Raw genomic sequence first — 21831 nt, forward strand, 5'->3', positions numbered from 1 at the left:
AACTTATGTCACAGCCTCCGAAAACTAATTAACAGTATTGGTTATAGGCGGTAGTTAAGTTGTGAATAATGTCCTCTACATCATGGTCTTCAATTTCTTCACGAGGTATGAAGTGAAGGACTTGTCCGTTCTTTAAAAGGGCCATGGATGGTGAGGAGGGTTCATACCCTTCTAAATAATCGCGCATGCGGCTAGTTGCTTCCCTGTCTTGACCAGCAAATACGGTTACCAGGTGCTCGGGTTTCTTCTCATTTTCCAGCGACTCTCTTGCGGAAGGGCGCGCTAACCCGGCTGCACATCCACACACGGAGTTGATAACGACGAGGGATGTTCCTTCTGTTGAACTGATAAACTCATCGACGGACTCCGGTGTCGTTAACTCGGAAAAACCAGCATTGGTCAACTCATCTCTCATAGGTTGGGATATTTCCTTCATATAAGCTTCATACGGATTCATTAAAAAACCTCCAATTATTTTTGTTTTGTAGCTTGAGTCATTTGATGCCACACAGAACCTTTTGCTTCTTTACCGCCTTCAATCCGTTCAATAGCCATATTGATCTGCATGCGAACTTCAAATTCAGGATCTTCCGCAGCCTTTTTCAGGGCGGGCAGAGCAGATTCATCGCCCAACTCATAGAGGAACATGGCTGCTCGCCATCTTACTAAGCGGTTACGGTCGGCCAATGAGTCGATCATTTCAGGAATTGCTTCTTTCAAGCCTAAATCAGATAAGCAGTCTCCAGCAGTTCTTCTCACCGTCACGGTCTTATCTTTCAAGGCTTTGTATAGATAGGGGAGAACTTCTGGTTCCTCAATCATCCCTAAATACGCTGTGGCTAGGCGTCGAATGGAGGATTTCTCATCACTTAGAGCTTTATCTAAAACAGCTAAATCCTCTATTGTCGGATCCATCCGGTCAAGTGCTGCATAACGCACTTTCCAATCAGGGTTATTCAGAGCGGCCAGAGATACTTCCTGACCTTTGGCGGTCTCAGGTTTACTCGGATTTTCTTCGAAAGCTAGTGTAACTAACGTCTTCAATCGTTCTTCATCGTAACTAGCTGTAAGTTCTTCTTTAACCTGCTCGCCAACTTCGCCTGGATCACCATAACGCGGACTTTGTTCCACCCACTTCCGTTCCATAATCATATTGGGAGATGCTGGTGCGGCTTCCATAGCTGCTTCCGTAAACATCTCAGGCAGTCCAACACGTATTTCTTTGTCGCCGTCTTCCAGCTTTACTTGCATGGGAATCCCGCGAAACATTTGAATAAACACTTTTACTTCTCCAAAAGAATCGTCAAGAGTTTCCTCGTCACTTTGACTCGTATCATCTCCTGTTTTCTCTGAGCCGAAAACGGCCCGAACTTCTGGCAAAATGGTCTCCCAGCTTACTTTAGGGTGTCTTTCTAACGCGATAAAATCGGCCACGTGATACAAGCCCTTAACTCCTTCAATCTCAAAGAGCTGTGAGATGAAGGCAGGAGCAGTATCGAAATTATCTCCTTGTTTATAGTTACGGGTATCGCCGCTTGGCAGTTCCTCATTTAGGTTGATCTTCATCGAGTTAGGGCTGGGTGTCGGCTCGATCGACACGATCTTCATAGTTTAATCCCCTCCAGACATTCTTTACATTGATTTTATCAAAGAAGTATAGCCACTTCCATTGATAGGCATGTGGAAGTATTGGAAAAAATAGGTTGATATTCAATTTGCAAGGGTGTTATATTACACGGGTAGAGGAATAAAATGGAACGAGGGGGGGACGAGCGGATGAGGGAGCTTTCTCGTGAGCAGCGTGAAGAAGAATTTCGTAATGAATTAAGAGAATTGAGGGAGAAGCTGTACATAAATGCGGATGAGTACAGACGAGTACTTGAAGCGCACGAACAATATGTGAAGAGTCAATACATAGAAGATGAAACCGTTGATAAACAGATGAAGGTACCGGAAGAATTAGTTTCAAAACCGATAGTAATAAAGGAGAAACCAGTAAAACCGGCTAAACCAAAAAAAGAAAAGACAAAAGAGCAAGTGCGTGAGAGAAACATCACGTGGTCTTTAATTCTGGGTGTTGTTCTTTTACTCATTAGCGGACTAGTTGTAGCGACTAGTCAGTGGGATCAAATGGGACCAGTAATGAAAGTGTTCTCTATTTCTTTTGTTTCTCTGTTCTTCTTGGGTTTAAGTTATATTTCAAGAAAATATTTACGAATCGAACAAACTGCTTTTGCCTTTCTCACGCTTGGAAGCCTGCTTGTGCCCATTGTAGTCCTTGCAATTGGCTATTTTGAGCTACTTGGTAGTTATTTGTCTCTCGATGGCCAAGGACGATATATTTTAGGAATAATGGGAGCGGCAATTCCGCTGCCACTTTATATTAAAAATGCTTTTAATCATCAATCTCGATTATTCGTATGGATCTCGTTTATATTCCTATCCCTTACGGCTGGTTTTACTCTTGGGGCTTTAAATCTCTCGGTAGATGCCTTTTACCTGCTATTAATGCTGTTTAACGCGGTTTTACTATTTCTCTATCATCGTTTCAAAAAGAAAAGCATATGGAAGTTGTTTACAAAGGAAATGCCATTATATGCTCAGGCTAATATGATTTTGTCCACATTGCTGATGCTTATACTGTTTGAAAATGAATTGATGTACAGCTTTAATCTTTTTCTGACTGCAGGACTCTATATGGCTATGGTTTTTGTATATAAAACGAAAGAGTATCAATTTGTTTTTTCAATATTATTTGCCTACGGAGTGTATCAACTGGTAGAACATTCGCCTTTGCAAGCTGCTGATTATGTGGTTTATACCTCTGCTGGTATGCTCTACCTTGGATTTGCCTACGCTGCTCGCCATCATGCGTTTATGAAGCAAGCCTTTCTGTACACGAGTGGGGTCATCTCATTCTTCGCTTTTATTTATGTGAGTTATGAAGGAATCTTACTCCAGGCAGAAGAGGGGTCGGTTTTGCTTCTGTCAGCTTATCTGATTGTAGCTATTAATTATGGAATACTTGCTTATTTAACGAAACAACAAGTTTTTGAATATCTCACACCAGTGTTTATCTTTGCGGCTGCCTGGCAGCTATGGGTGGTTATTAATCTGAGCTGGCTGAGTATAGAACTGTTTATGTTTCTAGTGGCAGGGGCTATGCTGCTTTACCTTGGTTTATGGACGAAGCTTAAGTGGTTCCAGCCTATTAAAGAAAGCAGCTTTTATGAAGCTGTTGTCATCATGGTAATTTGTATTGGCTTTGGAGCTCAAACGAATGAATACGGTGCGACAGCTGTTATGTTGTTTCTATTCGGAGTATGTGCTTTTTTATCATTTAAGAAATCTGCCGGTAAAGAAGTGTTAGAGTTCGCAGAATGGGGATTTCCAGTGAGCTGGCTTTTATCTCTTGTTATGATTTATTTTGTTTTGGCTAATCACATTACTGGACTAAGGGATGGATATGGGGAAGCTGCTCATTTAGCCCTTAGCGGACTGTTATTATTAGCCGTAAGTGTCGGATTGGGATTGATTAAAGAAGAAAAATTGTCTACGTCCATGTTTTATATTGGTCAATCTGCGTATGCCTTGTCTATCTTCTTCTTACTTAATGGTACAGTCGCAGAGTCAGACTGGTTACGTTCGTTAATTCTGTTGGGAGGGGTCAGTGTATTTACGTGGCTGGTTCGACGATCAGCTGTTTCTCAGCTCTGGATTATCGTTTCATTAACGGTATTATCGTTTTATGTATCGCTTATTCCATTGTTGTCATTACAAGAGCTGCCTGACCTATTAATGTTTCTAATTGGTGCTCCTGTGCTGCTTATTGGGATCGGGTATTTTGGTGCTAAAAAATGGTCTGAAGTGAACTCGTATTTCTTCTGGGTCGCTCACGGTGCTATGGTGGTTCTAATTGGTATTATTTTGCTGGAACAGACCATTTCTATGAGGTTAACACCCTTTATTCTAATTATACCAATAGCAGTTTATCTCTATAGCTGTTTGATTAATAAGCAGGAATGGCAAGTGAAATTGTTCCTTTATGCCAGCTTCACAGTCTTGTTCTTTCTGATTACTAATACAGGTCTCTATTATGCTTTATTTGAATTCATGTCGATGGAATATACTTTCTTGATTACGAGCGTTATCCTCTCCCTGGTTTGGTATGGTACATCTGAGGTATGGAAAAGACGAATAGAATGGTATGTTATCCCTTTTTCCATCTTGGGATTGTTTACCTTAATTTATCAGACCGCTCAACTTCATATCATAGAAATAGTACCGATTCTTGCCTACGTAGTGTTAATCTGCTTTTTTACAAGGGTTCGAAAGTGGTCAGTTATTACGATTTTACCTCTCGCAGGGACCATGTCCATGTGGGGAGAATACCGTGATGGAATAGAAACTCCTATCTTGCTCCTTCTTTTAGTTATCAGTTTCGCTTTGCTTACTGGATTAGGAAGGTTCTTGCATAGTTACTTAATTGTAAAAAAGGAAAAAAGATTGGTGGTAGATAGCTTTTCATGGGTAGCTCTCCTCTATATTCCCTATTATGCTATGTTCTTGGAGAGGGGTTTGACGATTTGGCTTCAAGTTCTGCCGTGCTTCCTGCTGAGTATTTGGCTGATTTTGAACCGGTCCAGTTGGGAGTCTCGACGGGTATCGCCTTTTTTTGAAACGTTAGGTGTATTGAGTATCTATCCTGCTTACTTGCTTATTATGGAGGAATACGGTCACTTATGGACTGATTTAATAGACGCCGAGCTGCAAGTTCTGCCGCTTATCGGGGTATTGGTTTTCCTGAGTCGGCATACTTGGCCCGAATATAAGAAGGTGATGAATCATGTACAGCTTGGATTATTGTTGGCCATCTCTGCGTTTTTAGTAGTAGATGCTATATGGAGTCATACCATCTGGGATGCATGGATTATTGGCAGTCTCTCCCTGATTTCTTTGGTGATTGGAATGCAGCTCAGAATTAAATCCTACTTTTTCGTGGGCTCAGGAGTATTGATTTTTAACGTGATCTACCAAACCCGTCCATATTGGGGGAACTTACCTTGGTGGGTTTACCTGCTTCTCGCCGGTTTCCTGTTGATAGGGATTGCCAGTTACAATGAATGGCAAAAACAGAAAGACCATAAACCTCTGGAAGAAAAGGTTAAACGAGTTCTTGCCGCTTTTAAAAAATGGAATTAGAAGCAGCTTCGACAATATATTTCATGAAATTAGAAGATCTGTGAAACATAATTAAGCCTTGTTCGTAGAATAGGTGGACATGGAAAGAAAGGGAGGGGTTTTTGGTAATGTCGGAACCCGTAATGAAGTTAAAAAATCTTAAAAAAACGATAAGCAATAAACCGATTATTAAAGGGTTGGACTTTGAGATTTATAGTGGTGAGGTATTTGGTTTCCTTGGACCGAATGGGGCAGGGAAAACGACTACTATCCGAATGATGGTTGGGCTTATGAGCATGACAGATGGAGATGTCATGATTAAAGGTCACAGTGTGAAAACCGATTTTAAAAATGCAGTTCGTCATGTGGGGGGAATTGTAGAAAACCCGGAAATGTACCCATTTATGACAGGGTGGAAGAACCTCGTTCATTACTCAAGGATGATCCCGGGTATTAGCAAAGACAGAATACAGGAGGTTGTACGTCTCGTTGGGCTTGAAAAAAGAATTAAAGATAAAGTATCCAAATATTCTTTAGGGATGAGACAGCGACTTGGGATTGCCCAGGCTCTTTTACACAATCCTTCCATTCTTATTCTTGATGAACCCACTAACGGATTGGACCCTTCAGGAATTCGTGAAATTCGTTCCTACATAAGAAGACTGGCGGCTGAAGAAGGTGTGGCTGTTATTGTCTCCAGTCACATTTTATCTGAAATGGAAATGATGTGTGACCGCATAGGTATTATTAAAAACGGGGAGCTTGTTTCGATTCAGTCTGTACAGGACGCTTTGCAGCAATCAGATCAAAAAGAAGTAGCGCTTGAGGCAGAGCCTATGGATCAAGCCTTTCAGGTGCTGCAGCAACTGTTAGAGGGAACTGTAAGTCAAGGCGGAAGTGAGTTACTGTTTTCAATCGAGAGAACGGAGATTCCGAATGTTATCCAGAAACTTGTCGAACAAAATATTAATATCTACAGCGTGAACGTGAACCGTTCTACCTTGGAAGATAAATTTCTAGATTTGATCGGAGAGGGAACCATTGAGTAATTTTATCCAGTTAGTTAAGAATGAGCAAATGAAAACATATTCCCAGATAGCTACATGGGTTATGTATATCGTATTAGCGGTCTTTATTATTGGGTTTGGTGTTTTTATGAAGGTAGATCAAACTATTATGGATGATGGGCAAACCACAGATGGAAATTGGAAACAGGAATTGCAAGCTGAGAATGAACAGCTTCGTCAACAAGCTAAGGAACAGGAATTTGTCGCATCCATGAATGAAAAGCAAATCGCAATGAATGAATATCGGATCGAAAATAGTGTGGAGCCGGGCGGATATGATGTTTGGAATTTTGTTCAGGATAATAGGACGAATATTTCCATTATCAGTCTTCTGACGATTATTGTGGCAGCGGGTATGATTGCGAATGAATTTAAATGGGGTTCCATTAAATTACTGCTTATCAGGCCCATCTCCCGTACGAAAATATTAGCCTCTAAATATGTTTCTGTGCTAGTATTTGCCATGACCATGTTATTATTTTTATACGTACTATCGTTCCTGACAGGTTCTGTTTTATTTGGCTTTGAAAACTTTATGGAACCTTATTTATACTGGAAAGGGGAAGACATTCAACAAGCCCCGATCTTCCAATTTACGTTGGCGCAATACCTGCTAAGCTCTGTGAATTTAGTTATGATGGCAACTTTTGCATTTATGATTTCTGCTATATTCAGAAATAGTTCACTTGCGATAGGGGTCGCCATTTTTCTGATGATGGCAGGAAATTCAATTGTCGGTTTCTTTAGCGATAAAGAGTGGGCCAAATTTATTTTGTTTGCTAATACAAATTTGAATCAATTTTTTACAGGAACACCAATTATTTCAGACTTAACCTTGTCTTTTTCTGTATCAGTGCTTATGGTTTACTTAGTCTTGTTCCTTGGTTTATCCTGGTTTTTCTTCTCCAAGCGGGACATCACGAATGCTTAGTCAATAAAGGAGTGTAAGTCATATGAAAAGAATTGTAGAAACCGTGTTTGTAGTAATCGGATTGCTTATTTATGGAATTACTACTGCTTTGAGCTTTGTTTTCCTCAATATACAGGATAATGAAGGATGGAGAGCAGAAATGCAGAGTATGTTGGATTCAGATCCCAACCTCGAACAAGCTCAAATCTCTGTTGATCAAATTATGGAAGGTGTAGCTTCTGTGACTTGGTTGATTATCATTTCTGCTTTAGTGGCAATTATCCTGGGAATCCTAGCTATTGTTTTCCTTAAAGGAAATAAGAAGCCGAAACCAGCCGGCATTATCCTGATCATTACAGCTGTCGTTACAACAGTTGGGACAATCGGATTTGGATTGTTCGGAGGACTTGCTTTCCTAATTGCCGGAATAGTTACTTTAGCAAGAAAAGGAAAGAAGCCATTGGAAGAGGAAAGCTCTTCTGTAAATTACTAATGCATAAGACCTGTACTGCGGAGAGAGGGTTTTACCCGAACTTCCTGATAGGAGAGCAATTTCTCGTGGTCACTAATTATGTAAATATTTAAAAAACGGATTGACAGGAGATAGTATAGCTATTATGATAGGGTCTAATCATTCAATTAAATAACGATATCTTCTTATCAAGAGAGGCGGAGGGACTGACCCTATGAAGTCTCGGCAACCAGCGTTTGCATGGTGCCAAATTCAGTGGATTGCATCCGAAGATAAGAAGGTCGTGTTAGTACGGATGTTTGCCCTCTGCTATATACGCCCTTTCTTGCTTCGTGAAGCAGGAAAGGGTTTTTTAATTGAATGAAAAAAGGCAAAAGGTGCTGCAACACCTTTTGCCGGACTGATCATTTAAGTCCTTCCCGCCTAAGGGAAATACGGACATTTACGACCATTATTCTTAATGTATCATGGCCGTATTGTGTCCGTCTACTTTAAGAGAGGAGACGGTTTAATTATGGGAGATTTAAAATTTGCTTATTGGGTTCCAAATGTAAGTGGAGGGCTAGTGGTTTCAAAGCTGCCCCAGCAAACGGATTGGAGTTTTGAGGCGAATAAAAGATATGCTCAAATTGCTGAGGATTCGAACTATGATTTAGCTTTATTACAGACGAGGTTTTTTGCAAGCTATGGAGCTGAAAACCAGCTTGAGGCAATTACATTAGCTTCAGCGCTGGCAGCTGTTACAGACCGTTTACAGCTGATTTCTGCGGTTCATCCTGGTTTATGGCATCCGGCCGTGTATGCGAAAATGTTGTCGACGCTGGACCAAATCAGCGAGGGGAGAGCCGCAGTTAATGTAGTGAGCGGTTGGTTTAAACAAGAATTCACTGGATTCGGTGAACCTTGGCTAGAGCATGATGAACGGTACCGCCGTTCAGAAGAATTTATTCGTGTGCTGCGTGAATTCTGGACTAAAGAAAAAGCTGCGTTTAGCGGTGACTTTTACAAAATAAATGATGCACCATCCAAACCAAAACCTGTTCAAGGAGGGGAGCTCCCTATTTTCCAAGGGGGGAATTCTTCAGCAGCTAAACAGATGGCAGCGCGTGTTTCAGATTATTACTTTATGAATGGAAATACACTAGAAGGATTCAAAAAGCAAATTGATGAGGTGCGTGAACTGGCACAACAAGAAGGACGCGAGGTGAAATTCGCTGCACATGGTTTTGCAATTGTGAGGGACTCTGAAGAGGAAGCCTATCAACAGTTAAACGATATCGTTCATGCTGCAGATGAGGACGCTGTTGAGGGGTTTAAGCAATCTGTAAAAGAAGCGGGGCAATCCACACAGGACAAGCAAGGGATGTGGGCTAATTCCAGTTATAAAGATCTGGTGCAATATAATGACGGCTTTAAGACGGGATTGATTGGTACCGCTGAACAGGTAGCGAATCAAATCATCGAGTTGAAGAAAATCGGAGTCGATCTGATTCTTACCGCACACTTTCATTATGAACAAGATCTTGAGCGCTTCGGAAAAGAAGTGATTCCGCTTGTAAAAGAGAAGGAAGCAAAGCTTAAAGCTGAAGGAGTTTTGGCATGAAGGTTTTAGGCTTGTCAGGAAGTGTGACGTTGAGCTCGAAGACGTGGATTTCCGTTAAACAAGCTATTGAAGCGGCTAAAGAAGCTCTTCCTGGTGCTGAAACAGAGATTGTGCATCTCGGTGAATACGATACGGTGCTATGTGATGGACGTGATCCCTCATTATACGAAGGAGATACAAAAGCACTCATAGACTTAATTGTTGAAGCTGATGCACTGATCATTGGAACACCTGTCTATCGAGCTTCATTGACAGGGGCTTTGAAGAACGTCTTTGACATAATACCAAACGACTCGTTAAGAGGAAAGGCAATTGGTTTTATTGCGTCTGGAGGCAGCTATCACCATTATTTAGTGATTGACCACCAGTTGAATCCGCTTGCTAATTATTTCCGAGCCCATGTTATACCAGGCGGAGTGTATGTTCATAATGGTCATTTTAGTGAAGGGGAACTGGTGGATGAAGATGTCAAAAGCCGTTTATATCAATTAGGTAAAGCAACTGTTCAATTAACGGGTAACCTTCAAAATAAAGACTTTGAGATTCAACAGCCTTCAATTCCAAGGCGAAGACTGCACCAAACTTAAAAAAGAAGTGCTGGACTCATGCCAGCACTTCTTTTTTCTAATCTAAGATACGGTTTGTGTCATCTACATCGGCTGGCTGTCGATTAGCTACATTTGTACCCTGAGGCATGAATCCATCACCATTACAAATTTTACAAGTATAATGCCATTCTTCATCGTCCATAAGCAGTCCTCGACCGTCACACGCTAGACAAGCCTGATCTCTACTAGGCACAGGATCTCCTCCTTGATAAGGGTATTGTGATTAGTAATGTGCGCTTCTAGTCCCAAAAATATACCCAAGAAGAGAAAATAGGTTATCCGTTTCGGGAAATCGGGTATAGCAGAAGAATTGGAGGGTGAGACCTATGGCTAATGAAGATAAAAATGAACAGGATATTACATCTAGCGGGCCTGTAGATCGCCCAAGCCGTCAATTCTATATTCCATCCCAAATCATCGAAGAGTTTGGAGAAAAGGGAAGGGATCATTTAAATAAACCATTTAGCGGTCAATTTTTACTGGCTATGACGGCGGGTTCGTTTATGACATTCGGAGCTGTTTTTTCCATCCTATTAGCAGTAGGTGTGGAAACGAAAGGGATCTATCACTTACTGTCCGGTTTAGGATTCGCAGCAGGTTATGCGATGGTTTTCATTTCAGGAGCCGTACTGTTCACGGAAATTAACGTTCTCCTGCCATCCTATTTGTTTAATAAAGCCAATCTTATGAAAAAGACCATCTATCGTTTCTGGGGCGCCACTTATATTGGCAACATTATTGGAGCTTTCTCAGTTGCGGTATTAATTCAAATGTCAGGATCGCTCGCACCAGAATTTTATTCAGAGCTTTCGGTGTATTTGGATCATAAAATGAAGTTTTTAGACCATGGCGTGAAAGGTTGGTTTGAAGTGGTTATATCAGGAATATTGGCCAACTGGCTTATCGGCATGGCAGCTTTTTTGACAACTGCAGCCCGGGATTTTACCGGTAAAGTTTTAGGAACTATGCTCCCGGTAGTCTTATTCGTTGCAGGTAATTTCCAGCACAGTGCTGCCAATATGGGATACTTTAGTATGGGGGTTCTGGCTTCGGATCAATATACGTGGTATCAATATATTCTCTTTAATCTTATTCCGGCAAGTATTGGCAACCTAATTGGCGGTGCCATACTGGTATCACTATTATTTTCATACGCCTACAAGGAAGATATCCAAACTTCTTTGGGACAAGGTAAACAAAAAAAGAAACAAAACCATTAAAGTAAAGTTTTTCATAAACTGAGGCTAGGACAAAATTGAATAAAGCATCAAATAATCCGAACGATTCGTTCGGATTATTTGTGTGCTAAGAAAGGATTTCTGCTTCGCTCCGTCAAAACACTTTGCTTTCCGTGGGCGGCTGTTGAGCCTCCTTGTGCTGGCGCCCAAGGAGGTCTCACCTAGGCCTGTCCTCCTACAGTAGTCTACGTATTTTGACTACGCTAATGATCTGCATTTATACTATTCATCTTTTTATCGTTCGCTTTTGAAATCATTACTTTACTTATGTCTCAGATCTTATGGTTTGATTGAGAATGGTTAAGCCTTTTGTGGAACTTGTAAACCTAAACCTTGTGCTACCCGAGTTCCGTATTCAGGGTCTGCTTTGTAGAAATGTTCAATCTGGCGAAGTTTCACTTCATCTCTTTCTACAGGCTTCATGGAATCAACAATGTTTTGAACGAGACGAGTTTGTTCATCTTCACTGAGTAAACGGTAAAGGTCTCCGGCCTGAGTGTAATGGTCATCATGGTCATAACTCACACTGTCCGCAAGTCCAGAAACCTCATAGGCAGCTTGTTTGTTTTCAGGTTGTTCAGCAGGCCCTCCGAGGCTGTTTGGTTCATAATTCGGAGCACCGCCTCCGTTGCCATCAAAACGCATAAAGCCATCTCGCTGATAATTGTGTACCTGAGCTCTCGGCCGGTTAACAGGAAGTGCTTCATGGTTTGCTCCAACACGATAGCGGTGTGCATCAGAGTAAGCAAACAGTCGGCCTTGCAGCATTTTGTCAGGAGAGACATCAATTCCAGGTACCAGTGCACCAGGTGAAAGAGTTGCCTGTTCTACTTCTGCAAAGTAATTCTCCGGATTCTGATCAAGAACCATACGCCCCACCTCAATAAGAGGATAATCTTTTTGTGACCATACTTTCGTTACATCAAATGGGTCAAAGCGATACGTGTTTGCATCCTCAATCGGCATAATTTGTACATATAACTTCCATGCAGGATAGTCGCCATTTTCAATTGCTGCATACAAGTCTTGTGTATGGAAATCAGGATTTTCCCCAGCTAGACGTGTGCCAGTAGCTTCGTCCATATTTTTTACTCCTTGTTCTGTTCTGAAGTGGTATTTTACCCAAACAGAATCGCCATCAGCATTTGTCCATTTGAACGTATGGCTGCTGTAACCATGCATATGTCTATACGTAGCTGGAATGCCACGGTCAGAATGAAGAACCGTCACCTGGTGCAGCGATTCCGGTGAAAGCGAGAAGAAATCCCAGACTGCATTTGGGTCTTTCAGGTTCGTAGCTGGGTTCCTTTTTTGTGTGTGAATAAAGTCCGGGAATTTAATAGCATCTCTTAGGAAAAAGACTGGTGTATTGTTCCCGACCATGTCGTAGTTGCCGTCTTCTGTATAAAACTTTAATGCAAATCCGCGAGGGTCACGTACGGAATCGGCAGAGCCTTTCTCACCGGCAACTGTTGAAAATCGTGCAAACATCGGAGTGCGTTTGCCGACCTCGTCCAAAAACTTGGCCTTCGTGTGAGCAGTTACATCATTGGTCACTTCAAAATACCCGTGAGCTCCTGCACCTTTTGCATGGACAACGCGTTCAGGAACACGTTCGCGGTTAAAGTGAGCCAGTTTTTCTAATAAATGTACATCTTGTATTAAAGTGGGTCCTCTTGACCCAGCTGTGATGGAGTTCTGGTTGTCACCGACTGGTGAGCCGGCGTTGTTTGTTAAATGTGGTTTACGATTATGATCTGTCATTATTTCGGTCCCCTTTCAACATTTGCTACACTAATTATTATAATGTAAATTTAGTAAAAATCAATATTTATTTATAATAATTTTAAATAGAGTGATGGGCGAATTGGTGAAGGTGCTTTGTGGAAGGTTTTTAAAAGTTATGTGGAAAAAATTGATAAATATCTTAACTCTGCAATGTGTATTGACTATCAATTAGTCTTGTATATTTTCAATTGTACATAATGTTATTCATAAGAAAAACAAAGTGCTTATTCAAATAATAAAACTTCCGGGTCCTTGTTATAAGTATGAACAAGCATAGCATGAAGTTGTCCGCGATGGTGGTACATATGCGCGATAATTTCAAGAAGCCACTCAAAACGTGTGTAGGCAACTCCCCACCAGGAAGTCGTTTGTGTGAATAAGTCTTTTTCTGAGTAGCTATCAAATTGCTCTTTTAGTAATGAGAAATGTTCATATAAAGCATCTGATATTTCGCTCTTTGTCGTTAATGTAATAGAACTGTACAAGATAATCATGTCTTCCTCGGAAGATTCCTCCAGTACTTTACCATCGGCGAAGGGGATCATAGCTAAATGTGCAAGGGTTTCACCAATTGAGAACTTACCCTGCGTAGGTCGAAACGCCAAATCTTCTTCTGATAACTGACCAATAATTTCAGAAAGGGAAGCAATGACAACTTCTAATTGATGAAAAGCATTATGGCAATATATATTCATGGGAGAACCCCTTTTAATAGATGGTGGTAAATTTATATTTCTATATGTGCCTGGTAAATTCCTGTCTTATTGTAAAAATATTCATTAAAAAGAGGCTGCCGATTGCTCGGTCAGCCTCGCTCTAATGGTATTAACCCATACCAGGATCACCAGGGTCTACATATGATGGTCCCTCCGTCGCGGTAAGTTCACTAGAACCCATTCCTGGGTCACCTGGATCTACTGCTAACTCGATCGATCCCATACCAGGATCACCGGGATCATATACGAAAGCACTGTAACCTGTACCGAAAGCACCCAATAAAACCAACGTTAAAAATGAAACAGAAAGTATCTTTTTCATAAAGTTATTCCTCCTGATTGGTGTGATGGATTCGCTCCAAATAGTAAAGAGGCAATTGGGCAAAAAAATGATCGCCGTATTCCTGAATGAACCTATTATGGGCTCGCTTTAGCATTATTCGATCTTCCCTTGCCAGGCCTAAATAGCTTTCTTGGAACGGTGTTAATACAGATAGCTTTGAAAGAATGGACTCTGCCGTGTTTCGATCATTATTAGCAATAGCTAAATGAGCTGTCTCAACTGGGTCAGGCGTTGTAATGTTTAGTGTTCTTTTGTGAAAAGCTGAGATAAAAGGGATCGTATAATTTTGAATCGATGTAATAACCTTATTTAGTTGATTTTCGCGGGCAATGCTAAGTCCTGCATAAGCATAGCCGATTGATAAATCGTAATCTTCGTAGAGATGGCATAGCGCCAAGTTGTGGTTCATTCCACTTTGTTTCCGTGGTGAAAGGTCTGTGTTAAGAACTTTATAAATATACTTTTTAGCTAAAAGAATGTTATTAGTCTTCCAATAATGCTGAAAAAGTAGTTCATCAAATCTCAATTTCATATAGTAGTAGAATAAAGGTTCATTAACGTGCAAGAGGGCGTCATAGCACTCATCTACATATTTATCTAATCCTGTGTACTGTTTACTATCATAGTAAGCATAGACTAAGGTGAATAAATGAAGACATCTCAAGGATGGGTGACTGAAGGAAAGTGTCTGCAACCATTCTAAATCTTCATTAGTCAAGGGCTTTGAGTAACGAGTTAATAGAATTTGATATAACAAAGGGACTTCAGAATTATCCTGAGTAGTAGAGAGAGCTTCATCCAATTCCTGGAAAAAGTCGTTCATATAGAGAAATTCATAACTTGCCAGCTTGTCTTCTGTCTTAACATGCGCGCTTGAAAGACAATAGTTCTTCGTAGCTTCAGCAGCTTCTTTACTCGAAGTGTGTCTAAGCTGATCATGATAGACTTGGTAAATTGTCGACACTTCGTTCATATGGGCTTGGCTTAATCTACTAGGTTCAATAACCTTATGACTTACCATGATAATCCCTCAACCTTTCTCTACTATAGGTTTAGTATAAAACTATTATTTACCATTACAAGTGATTTGACAATACAACAGAAAACTTCCTAATAAACGACAATATTCCCTGGGAAATAAGGATTGACTCTAACGTAACGTTAAAGATAACTGTAAATTGGAATAGATTTTTGTTGGAGAAAAAATCAGAATGAAGTCGAATGGCTGCTGCGTTCATATAGACTATAGTTTATAGCAAAAATATAATTCCCGCTATAAAGGGGTTTTTTGTTTAGTCATAAATGAATATTTGCGTGTTTTTAAGAACATGTCGAATGTTTATTCGACAAAAAATAAGCACCCATTTCCTCTAAATGGGCACCTGTGTATCTAAATTAATTTATAAGGTGGAAAACAGGGGATCAATGCTAACAGACTAACCCGTTACGCCTTTTAATGTACCCAAGTTTTATGATGTTAGAACCGCTCTCGTACATGTGTAATTCATCTGTGTTTCTGTCCTTAGTCCAACGTACGTCTAAAAGGGAAAGATTGTTCTTTCCTCCATCGATAAAGCGTCACCTCCTATCAACAGTTTTAATATATACTAATAATAACGCTTTCATAAACTGCGGTAAATGATTTAATTTCAGGCTGGACGGGAATAGAAATATAGATTAGAAGGAGGTCGAGTTAAGAATGGATGAATTAAAAGCAATCATATTAAACGCTTCACTTAAGAAGAGTGATGAACCATCTAATACAGCAGCGTTAATTGAGAAAGTCACTGACATTTTCCAAGAAGAAAAAGTGGGATATGAAATGGTGCGTCTTGCTGACTACAATTTAAGGTATGGTATTAGTGATGATTTAGGAGATGGAGATGAATGGCCGGCAATTTTTCAAAAGATTAAAGAGGCCGATATAGTTATAGTAGGAACTCCTATATGGCTGGGGGAGAAGAGTAGTTTAGCTGCATTAGCTATCGAACGAATTTATGGAGGGGCAGGACAGACAAATGATAAAGGGCAATCGATCTACTATAACAAGGTAGGAGGTGTGGTGATCACCGGCAATGAAGATGGAGCTAAAACAGCAGCCAGATCAATTCTTTATGCTCTTTCCCATGTAGGGTTTGTTATCCCGCCTAATGTTGACACGTATTGGCTTGGGGAGGCTGGACCAGGTCCGTCTTATATGGAAGCAGAAGGCGGCGTAAACGAATTCACAGATAAACATGCCACGATGGAAGCCTATAACTTAATCCACCTGGCAAGAATACTGAAGAACAACCCTATACCTGCAAAAGGCAATACAGCAGATAGCTAATGGAATAGGAAGAAGGAATGGTTAAACATAGTCTGCTGCTCACTTACTATCTGATTTATGGTGGGAGGGATGAACATGGAGGATTGGATCACATCCATACAAAAGGAGTTACCTGCCAATCAAGTGATGACAGAATTAGCGGATCGTTACAGCTATAGCTTTGATGCGTCATTTGGGGAGTATTTACCAGAAGTCGTCGTTCAAGCGAAAAATAAATCGCAAGTCGTGTCGGTGTTGAAAATTGCTAATACTTATAAAATACCTGTGTATCCTCGAGGGCAGGGTACGTGCCTGAGTGGAGGGCCGTTACCGGTACATGGAGGAATCGTTCTCGATTTATCCCAGTGGCCGGAATCTATTGATGTGTATGCTGATGATTTGACTGTTGTGGTCTCTCCAAGCACGCTGACTGCAAATATTAATAAAGCAGCGGAAAAGCATGGTCTAATGTACGCACCTGATCCCAGTAGCGCCCATGTGGCAACAATTGGAGGGAATCTGGCTGAAAACTCCGGCGGGCCGCGCGGTTTAAAATATGGAGTAACCAAAGACTTCGTACTTGGTCTCGAGGTTGTAACACCCGAGGGAGAAGTCATTCGTACAGGTGGTCAAACGATCAAAAACGTTACGGGTTTTGATTTAACTAAACTGTTGGTCGGATCTGAAGGGACACTTGGGGTAATTACAGAAGCTACGCTGAAACTTATTCCAAAACCACCTGCTGTTCAAACACTGATGGCGGTCTTCGATGACATGCGTTTGGCAGGTAAGGCAATTTCGAAAACATTAACTTCAGGGGTCCTGCCGTCTAAGATGGAATTCATGGACCAGGCCTGTATTCGTGCTGTTGAGAACTTTCAGCCTGCCGGTCTGCCTGTTAATGCCAGGGCAATTGTCATCATTGAGTTGGATGGACACCCTGAGGCTCTGAAAATCGAAAGAAGATTAGTAGAAGAAATTATGAAGGACCTTGGAGCCACAGACACAGTAATCCCAAAGTCGGATGAGGAAGCAGCAAAGATCTGGCACGCGAGAAAACAAGTTTCTCCAGCGATTGCGAGGATCAAACCAACGAAGGTGTCTGAAGATGCAACAGTGCCGCGAAGCAAGATCCCCGATATGATGGATCGATTGCGGGAGATAAAGGAGAAGTACGAGGTAGAAGTAGTCGTCTTTGGGCATGCAGGGGATGGCAACCTTCATCCAAATGTTTTGTGCGATAAGCGTGATCAAGAGGAAATGGCCAGAGTAGAGCGGGCGGTTGAAGAACTTTTTCAAGCAGCGATTGAACTTGGTGGAACGTTATCCGGGGAACACGGTATTGGAACAATGAAAGCTCCTTTTATGGAGAGCGAGGTTGGACGAGTTGGCCTTAGCATGATGAAGAGGATTAAAGATAGCTGGGATCCAAATGGCATTATGAATCCAGGGAAAATCTTTGCCGAAAAGGGGCAGAAGTTGGTTCTTACGAAATGAATAATGACCTTAAGCGTCTTCATAAAGGCAAAGGAAAAATCGCCGGCTGTACAATAAGCTGGCGATTTTTATTAGACGGTTTCTTCCAATGTTGCCTTATTTGTAGAAAAATATTGTTCAATCACTTCGAGTTCTGAATAGGGTACTTTTTCATCACCGATTATTTGATAGCCGCCAAAACCAATCCCTGTCAGCAGAACGAGATCACCAGGCTCTGCTAAATCAAAGGCATGATGGATGGCTTGTTCTCGGTATAGCCGTGAATGGATATCATTGTTATAAGGCTCAGTGAACCCTTTTAATACGTCATTTACAACTTCTTCCCGATCCGCAAAACCTGGCTGGTCGACACTAACAATAATTTCGTCAGCCAATCCCTCGACTTCCTTGGCCATGAGCGGCCGTTTTCCGGGGGCTCGCAACCCTACTCCTGTAATCATTACAACCAGCTTTTTGTAAGGAATCTCCTTTACAGCTCGCAGTACGTGAGAGAGAGCGTCAGGAGTGTGTGCATAATCGAGGACAATTTGGTAAGAAGCATCATGATCATCTACTATCTGAAAACGACCTTCTGGGCTTTTAACTTTAGGAATGACTGAGAGAATGTCCTTCAAGGTGAAACCTAACTGGTGGCATGAGGCTATAGCCGCTAACAGATTGGACACATTGTATTTCCCGAAAATGGGGGCTTCAATCTTGTACATATCCTCTAGCGCTTGCAAAGTAAATGATGTCCCCTTATCAGAAAAATTTATATCTGTTGCTTTGAAGTCAGCCATTTCAGTAACACTGTAAGTTACAAAGGATCCCTCAAATGAATTGATAACCTCTTGGGCCATCCCCTTATCATCCACATTTATAACCGCTTTTTCAGCTTGTTTGAAGAGTTTCATTTTTGCTAGTCTGTATTTCTCCATGGTTTTGTGAAACTCCAGATGTTCAGGTGTCAAATTCGTGTGGACAGCCACATTGAATTCGATACCTTCAAGCCTTTTTTGATCCAAGGCGATCGAAGTTGATTCCAGAACGGCTGCTTGAATACCAGTTTGATGAAAGTGATGAAGGACATGATGGATGTCCGGCGCTTCAGGAGTGGTGGGGACAGTTTGCTTGAAATCTGTTTTTTTCTGATCGGTCCAAATCCCAGCTGTGCCAATAGAACCCGTACGAAAAGATAAGGCATTCAGCATGGAATAAATATAGGATGTGACAGTCGTTTTACCATTTGTCCCAGTGACCCCTACTGTAGACAAGTGGTCTGCAGGTGAATTGAAAAAAGCTGTGGATAACCTGGCTAAGGCTTTCTTACTGTCATGGACCTTAATGAAACTGACATCGTTATCATAATATGAGTATCTGTTTAAGTGCGAAGAATCTGTCCCTACAATTGCTCTTGCCCCATTGTTTAAGGCTTCCTCTATATACAGGTGTCCGTCGTGATGGTCACCCCTTATACAGACAAATACAGACCCGTTTGTCGCCTCTCTTGAATCATATACTATTGAGCTGACTGCCTGAAGCGAAGGACCATTTATCGTGCACGTTTCCAGGCATTCAGGAAAATATATAGATGGAATGGTCATTGGGTTATCCCCTTTCTATGGTAAGGAAATTTTTACATGAAAAATAGCCGTAGGGGTATATTCCCGGACATTCAAATTGTGAAACATGCTACCCAACGTAAGTCATAATTTAAAGGAAAGCAGAAAAAATCCCTTATGCATTAGGGGCATAAGGGGATTAATAGGAGTATTAGTTATGATTTAACCAGTTGGGCTTCTGTAAACAAAATAAATTGCTCGATGACTCCATCAATAAATTCAATTGTATCCTGGTCAGTAAGTTGACCTTGGTCATTTATCTTATTTTGCACGGAACCTATAAGGATTTCGTTTCCGGGCAAGACATTTGCTCCCATGCCCGGGGCGTTCAGGATTTGACGGAGCTGCATTTGTGCCCTTACTGTACCAAGTGCGCCCATAGAAGCACCAGCAATAAATGTAGGTTTCCCGGCCATTTCACGACTTCCGCGAGATAACCAGTCCAGGGCATTTTTTAATACGCCTGGTATCGAGTGATTAAATTCCGGTGTCACGACTAGATATGCATCAACATCACTTAATTCACTTTTAAAGCGTTGTACAGAGGCGGGGGCCTCATGCTCAATATCCTGATCATAATGAGCTATATCACGAATCGGAACAACGTTTATGTTTAAACGATCTTTATATCTTTCTTGAATGAAGTTTGTCAGTTTCATGTTATACGAATCTTTTCGAATGCTCCCGACAAGTGCTGCAACTTTAATCATTGTAAAAAAATCCTCCTCAATAGTAACTAGTAGTAATTATAAAAAGTATGGGGAGAAAATTCTAGATATATGCTCACAGACAGGGTCTGTCCAAGCCCTGAGTCGAAAGCCCCTTTTTATAAGGCTTGGAGGCGTCAAATTCGAATTTGTAGAATATGGTCGAAAAATGGGTAAAAAAGGTTATAAAAAAGTGTTGCGTAACCCCCTCTATAAGGAGTAAAATTTCTTTAATTCCTAAGTTTTACTCATAAATACTTCGGGAATTGATGTATATCCTACCAGAAAGGAGGTCACCACGATGACTATGCTATATTCCAAGGCTCGTGAGCTATTTGATGAAGATTACAAAAATAGCCCTGAAGCTAAGGAATCTAATGTGGCCGCTCCAAAAGTGAAGCGGACCATGAGCGGGAAACTTCTAATCCCATTCCGTAAAAATAAACGGAAGTAGTGACTAAGAAGTGGTGACGTTTAGCTATGAGAGAACAAATTAACAAATTAAAAGTGAATGAGCCATTGGCCGTTCCTTGGATCAGCGTCGTAGAGACAGTACTGTCTTTAGGCGCTGATTTTTAATTTTTATATAGATACGAAATATTGAAGGCAGAGAGTTGGACCGATTTTTGCTACACTTATACATAAAGGCACGAGATAAAGGGGGAGAAGTTATGAGTTCAGATCGATATTCACGACAAAAGTTGTTCGCACCTATTGGACAAGCCGGCCAGCAATTGATTAGTAAAAAACATGTAGTCATTATCGGAGCTGGGGCTTTAGGGACCAGTAGTGCAGAACAATTGGTTCGGGCCGGAATTGGCAGTGTAACTATAGTTGATCGTGATTACGTTGAAATGAGTAATCTTCAAAGGCAGCAGCTTTATTCAGAGCAGGATGCGGAATTAAGGACCCCGAAGGCGATTGCTGCAAAGGAACGCCTGCAGCAAATTAACTCAGATGTATCGATAACGTCCCAGATTGCGGACGTGCAGCGTGAGGAGTTGGAGGAGCTTTTTCAAGAAGCAGATCTTGTTCTTGACGCAACTGATAATTTTGATACAAGGATGATGATCAATGATGTATCGCAGCTATACCAAGTACCGTGGATTTATGGGGGGTGTGTTGGGAGTTATGGGCTCAGCTATACAATTATACCTGGTCAAACTCCTTGTTTACACTGCTTATTAGAGACTGTCCCGCTTGGTGGGGCAACTTGTGACACTGTCGGGGTCATAAGTCCTGCTGTCCAAATGGTTACAGCCCATCAGGTCACTGAAGCTTTGAAAATTCTCGTTGAAGATTTCGATTCTCTTCATCAGAAGTTAGTCTCCTTTGATCTATGGAACAATCAATATACATCAATCAAAATGAATAATGTCAAAAAGGCGGATTGCCCAAGTTGCGGCGAGGATCCCAGCTTTCCTTTTTTATCACATGAGAACCAGACGAAGACAGTTGTGCTTTGTGGGAGAAATACTGTACAAATTCGTCCGGCTGTCAAACAAGACCTTAACTTGGAGTCTTTACGTGCACGACTGCATGAAGGAGATACAACATTAAACCCCTTTTTATTGTCTTACCAAACAGGGGATCAGCAAATGGTCTTTTTTAAAGATGGTCGTGTACTAATTCACGGGACAAAAGATACTACAGAAGCACGTCGGCTTTACCATAAAATTTTAGGATGAACGCTTAGTAGAAATAATCTGTGTTAATTTGAAGCTGCTGGGGGAACTATAAAGACAAAGGCATAATAATAGGAGGAGTATGATGGGTAAATTGATCAAGCGTT

The 21831-nt window shown here is 41.2% G+C and carries 20 protein-coding genes and 1 riboswitch; of the genes, 11 read left to right on the forward strand and 9 right to left on the reverse strand.

Going from position 1 to position 21831, the window contains the following annotated elements:
- Positions 1-28 precede the first annotated feature (28 nt).
- Positions 29-457 carry a BrxA/BrxB family bacilliredoxin gene (locus B5354_RS01780; RefSeq protein ID WP_079525376.1) on the reverse strand — a complete coding sequence of 143 codons (429 nt, stop codon included), beginning with the start codon at positions 455-457 and terminating at the stop codon, positions 29-31.
- 14 nt (positions 458-471) lie between these two features.
- Positions 472-1608 (reverse strand): conserved virulence factor C family protein, encoded by a 1137-nt coding sequence (locus B5354_RS01785; RefSeq protein WP_079525378.1) that lies wholly within the window; start codon positions 1606-1608, stop codon positions 472-474.
- A gap of 168 nt (positions 1609-1776) precedes the next feature.
- Between B5354_RS01785 and B5354_RS01790 the strand changes: the two genes are divergently transcribed.
- The 6 genes from B5354_RS01790 (at position 1777) to B5354_RS01815 (ending at position 9820) form a co-directional block, all read left to right on the forward strand.
- The gene (locus tag B5354_RS01790; RefSeq protein ID WP_079525380.1) at positions 1777-5202 is read left to right on the forward strand and encodes a hypothetical protein; all 3426 of its coding nucleotides are present in this window, start codon (positions 1777-1779) and stop codon (positions 5200-5202) included.
- Positions 5203-5309: 107 nt separating this feature from the next.
- Entirely contained in the window at positions 5310-6230 is a 921-nt protein-coding gene (locus tag B5354_RS01795) for an ABC transporter ATP-binding protein (protein ID WP_079525382.1), read from the forward strand.
- Positions 6223-7179 (forward strand): ABC transporter permease, encoded by a 957-nt coding sequence (locus B5354_RS01800; RefSeq protein WP_079525384.1) that lies wholly within the window; start codon positions 6223-6225, stop codon positions 7177-7179. Before B5354_RS01795 ends, B5354_RS01800 begins: the two co-directional genes overlap by 8 nt.
- A 22-nt stretch (positions 7180-7201) precedes the next feature.
- Positions 7202-7651 carry a DUF4064 domain-containing protein gene (locus B5354_RS01805; protein ID WP_079525386.1) on the forward strand — a complete coding sequence of 150 codons (450 nt, stop codon included), beginning with the start codon at positions 7202-7204 and terminating at the stop codon, positions 7649-7651.
- A 161-nt stretch (positions 7652-7812) separates the two neighbouring features.
- Positions 7813-7909: riboswitch (SAM riboswitch) on the forward strand.
- A 235-nt stretch (positions 7910-8144) separates the two neighbouring features.
- Positions 8145-9233, forward strand: a complete 1089-nt coding sequence (sfnG, locus tag B5354_RS01810; protein WP_079525387.1) for a dimethylsulfone monooxygenase SfnG — start codon at positions 8145-8147, stop codon at positions 9231-9233.
- On the forward strand, positions 9230-9820 hold the full coding sequence (locus B5354_RS01815) for an NADPH-dependent FMN reductase (RefSeq protein ID WP_079525389.1): 591 nt from the start codon (positions 9230-9232) through the stop codon (positions 9818-9820). Before sfnG ends, B5354_RS01815 begins: the two co-directional genes overlap by 4 nt.
- A 37-nt stretch (positions 9821-9857) precedes the next feature.
- On the opposite strand, the gene B5354_RS20375 is transcribed toward B5354_RS01815, so the two are convergent.
- Positions 9858-10034, reverse strand: a complete 177-nt coding sequence (locus B5354_RS20375) for a hypothetical protein (RefSeq protein ID WP_176142381.1) — start codon at positions 10032-10034, stop codon at positions 9858-9860.
- Positions 10035-10167: 133 nt separating this feature from the next.
- Between B5354_RS20375 and B5354_RS01820 the strand changes: the two genes are divergently transcribed.
- The gene (locus B5354_RS01820) at positions 10168-11061 is read left to right on the forward strand and encodes a formate/nitrite transporter family protein (protein ID WP_079525391.1); all 894 of its coding nucleotides are present in this window, start codon (positions 10168-10170) and stop codon (positions 11059-11061) included.
- Positions 11062-11379: 318 nt separating this feature from the next.
- Here B5354_RS01820 and katA read toward each other — a convergent pair whose 3' ends face one another.
- From katA to B5354_RS01840, 4 genes are all read right to left on the reverse strand, one after another.
- Positions 11380-12843: a catalase KatA gene (katA, locus tag B5354_RS01825; RefSeq protein WP_079525393.1), complete on the reverse strand. Its 1464-nt coding sequence runs from the start codon at positions 12841-12843 to the stop codon at positions 11380-11382.
- A 248-nt stretch (positions 12844-13091) separates the two neighbouring features.
- Positions 13092-13562 (reverse strand): DinB family protein, encoded by a 471-nt coding sequence (locus B5354_RS01830; RefSeq protein WP_079525395.1) that lies wholly within the window; start codon positions 13560-13562, stop codon positions 13092-13094.
- Positions 13563-13692: 130 nt separating this feature from the next.
- Positions 13693-13905 (reverse strand): hypothetical protein, encoded by a 213-nt coding sequence (locus tag B5354_RS01835; RefSeq protein WP_079525397.1) that lies wholly within the window; start codon positions 13903-13905, stop codon positions 13693-13695.
- A gap of 4 nt (positions 13906-13909) precedes the next feature.
- Entirely contained in the window at positions 13910-14947 is a 1038-nt protein-coding gene (locus B5354_RS01840; protein ID WP_079525399.1) for an AimR family lysis-lysogeny pheromone receptor, read from the reverse strand.
- A 678-nt stretch (positions 14948-15625) separates the two neighbouring features.
- Here B5354_RS01840 and B5354_RS01845 point away from each other — a divergent pair.
- Both B5354_RS01845 and B5354_RS01850 read left to right on the forward strand, forming a co-directional pair.
- A complete protein-coding gene (locus tag B5354_RS01845) occupies positions 15626-16255 on the forward strand; it encodes a flavodoxin family protein (protein ID WP_079525401.1) in 630 nt (209 codons plus the stop codon).
- A 75-nt stretch (positions 16256-16330) separates the two neighbouring features.
- The gene (locus tag B5354_RS01850) at positions 16331-17731 is read left to right on the forward strand and encodes an FAD-binding oxidoreductase (protein ID WP_079525403.1); all 1401 of its coding nucleotides are present in this window, start codon (positions 16331-16333) and stop codon (positions 17729-17731) included.
- Between the two features lie 71 nt (positions 17732-17802).
- On the opposite strand, the gene B5354_RS01855 is transcribed toward B5354_RS01850, so the two are convergent.
- Entirely contained in the window at positions 17803-19314 is a 1512-nt protein-coding gene (locus B5354_RS01855) for a UDP-N-acetylmuramoyl-L-alanyl-D-glutamate--2,6-diaminopimelate ligase (protein ID WP_079525404.1), read from the reverse strand.
- Positions 19315-19487: 173 nt separating this feature from the next.
- Positions 19488-20039 (reverse strand): NADPH-dependent FMN reductase, encoded by a 552-nt coding sequence (locus B5354_RS01860; RefSeq protein WP_079526725.1) that lies wholly within the window; start codon positions 20037-20039, stop codon positions 19488-19490.
- Between the two features lie 301 nt (positions 20040-20340).
- On the opposite strand from B5354_RS01860, the gene B5354_RS20380 reads away from it, so the two are divergent.
- Together B5354_RS20380 and B5354_RS01865 are read left to right on the forward strand one after the other, a co-directional pair.
- Entirely contained in the window at positions 20341-20493 is a 153-nt protein-coding gene (locus B5354_RS20380) for a hypothetical protein (protein ID WP_176142382.1), read from the forward strand.
- A 217-nt stretch (positions 20494-20710) separates the two neighbouring features.
- A complete protein-coding gene (locus tag B5354_RS01865) occupies positions 20711-21727 on the forward strand; it encodes a thiazole biosynthesis adenylyltransferase ThiF (RefSeq protein ID WP_079525406.1) in 1017 nt (338 codons plus the stop codon).
- Positions 21728-21831: the final 104 nt, after the last annotated feature.

Origin of the sequence: Halobacillus hunanensis (assembly GCF_900166655.1) — a bacterium.
GTDB classification, from domain to species: domain Bacteria; phylum Bacillota; class Bacilli; order Bacillales; family Halobacillaceae; genus Halobacillus_A; species Halobacillus_A hunanensis.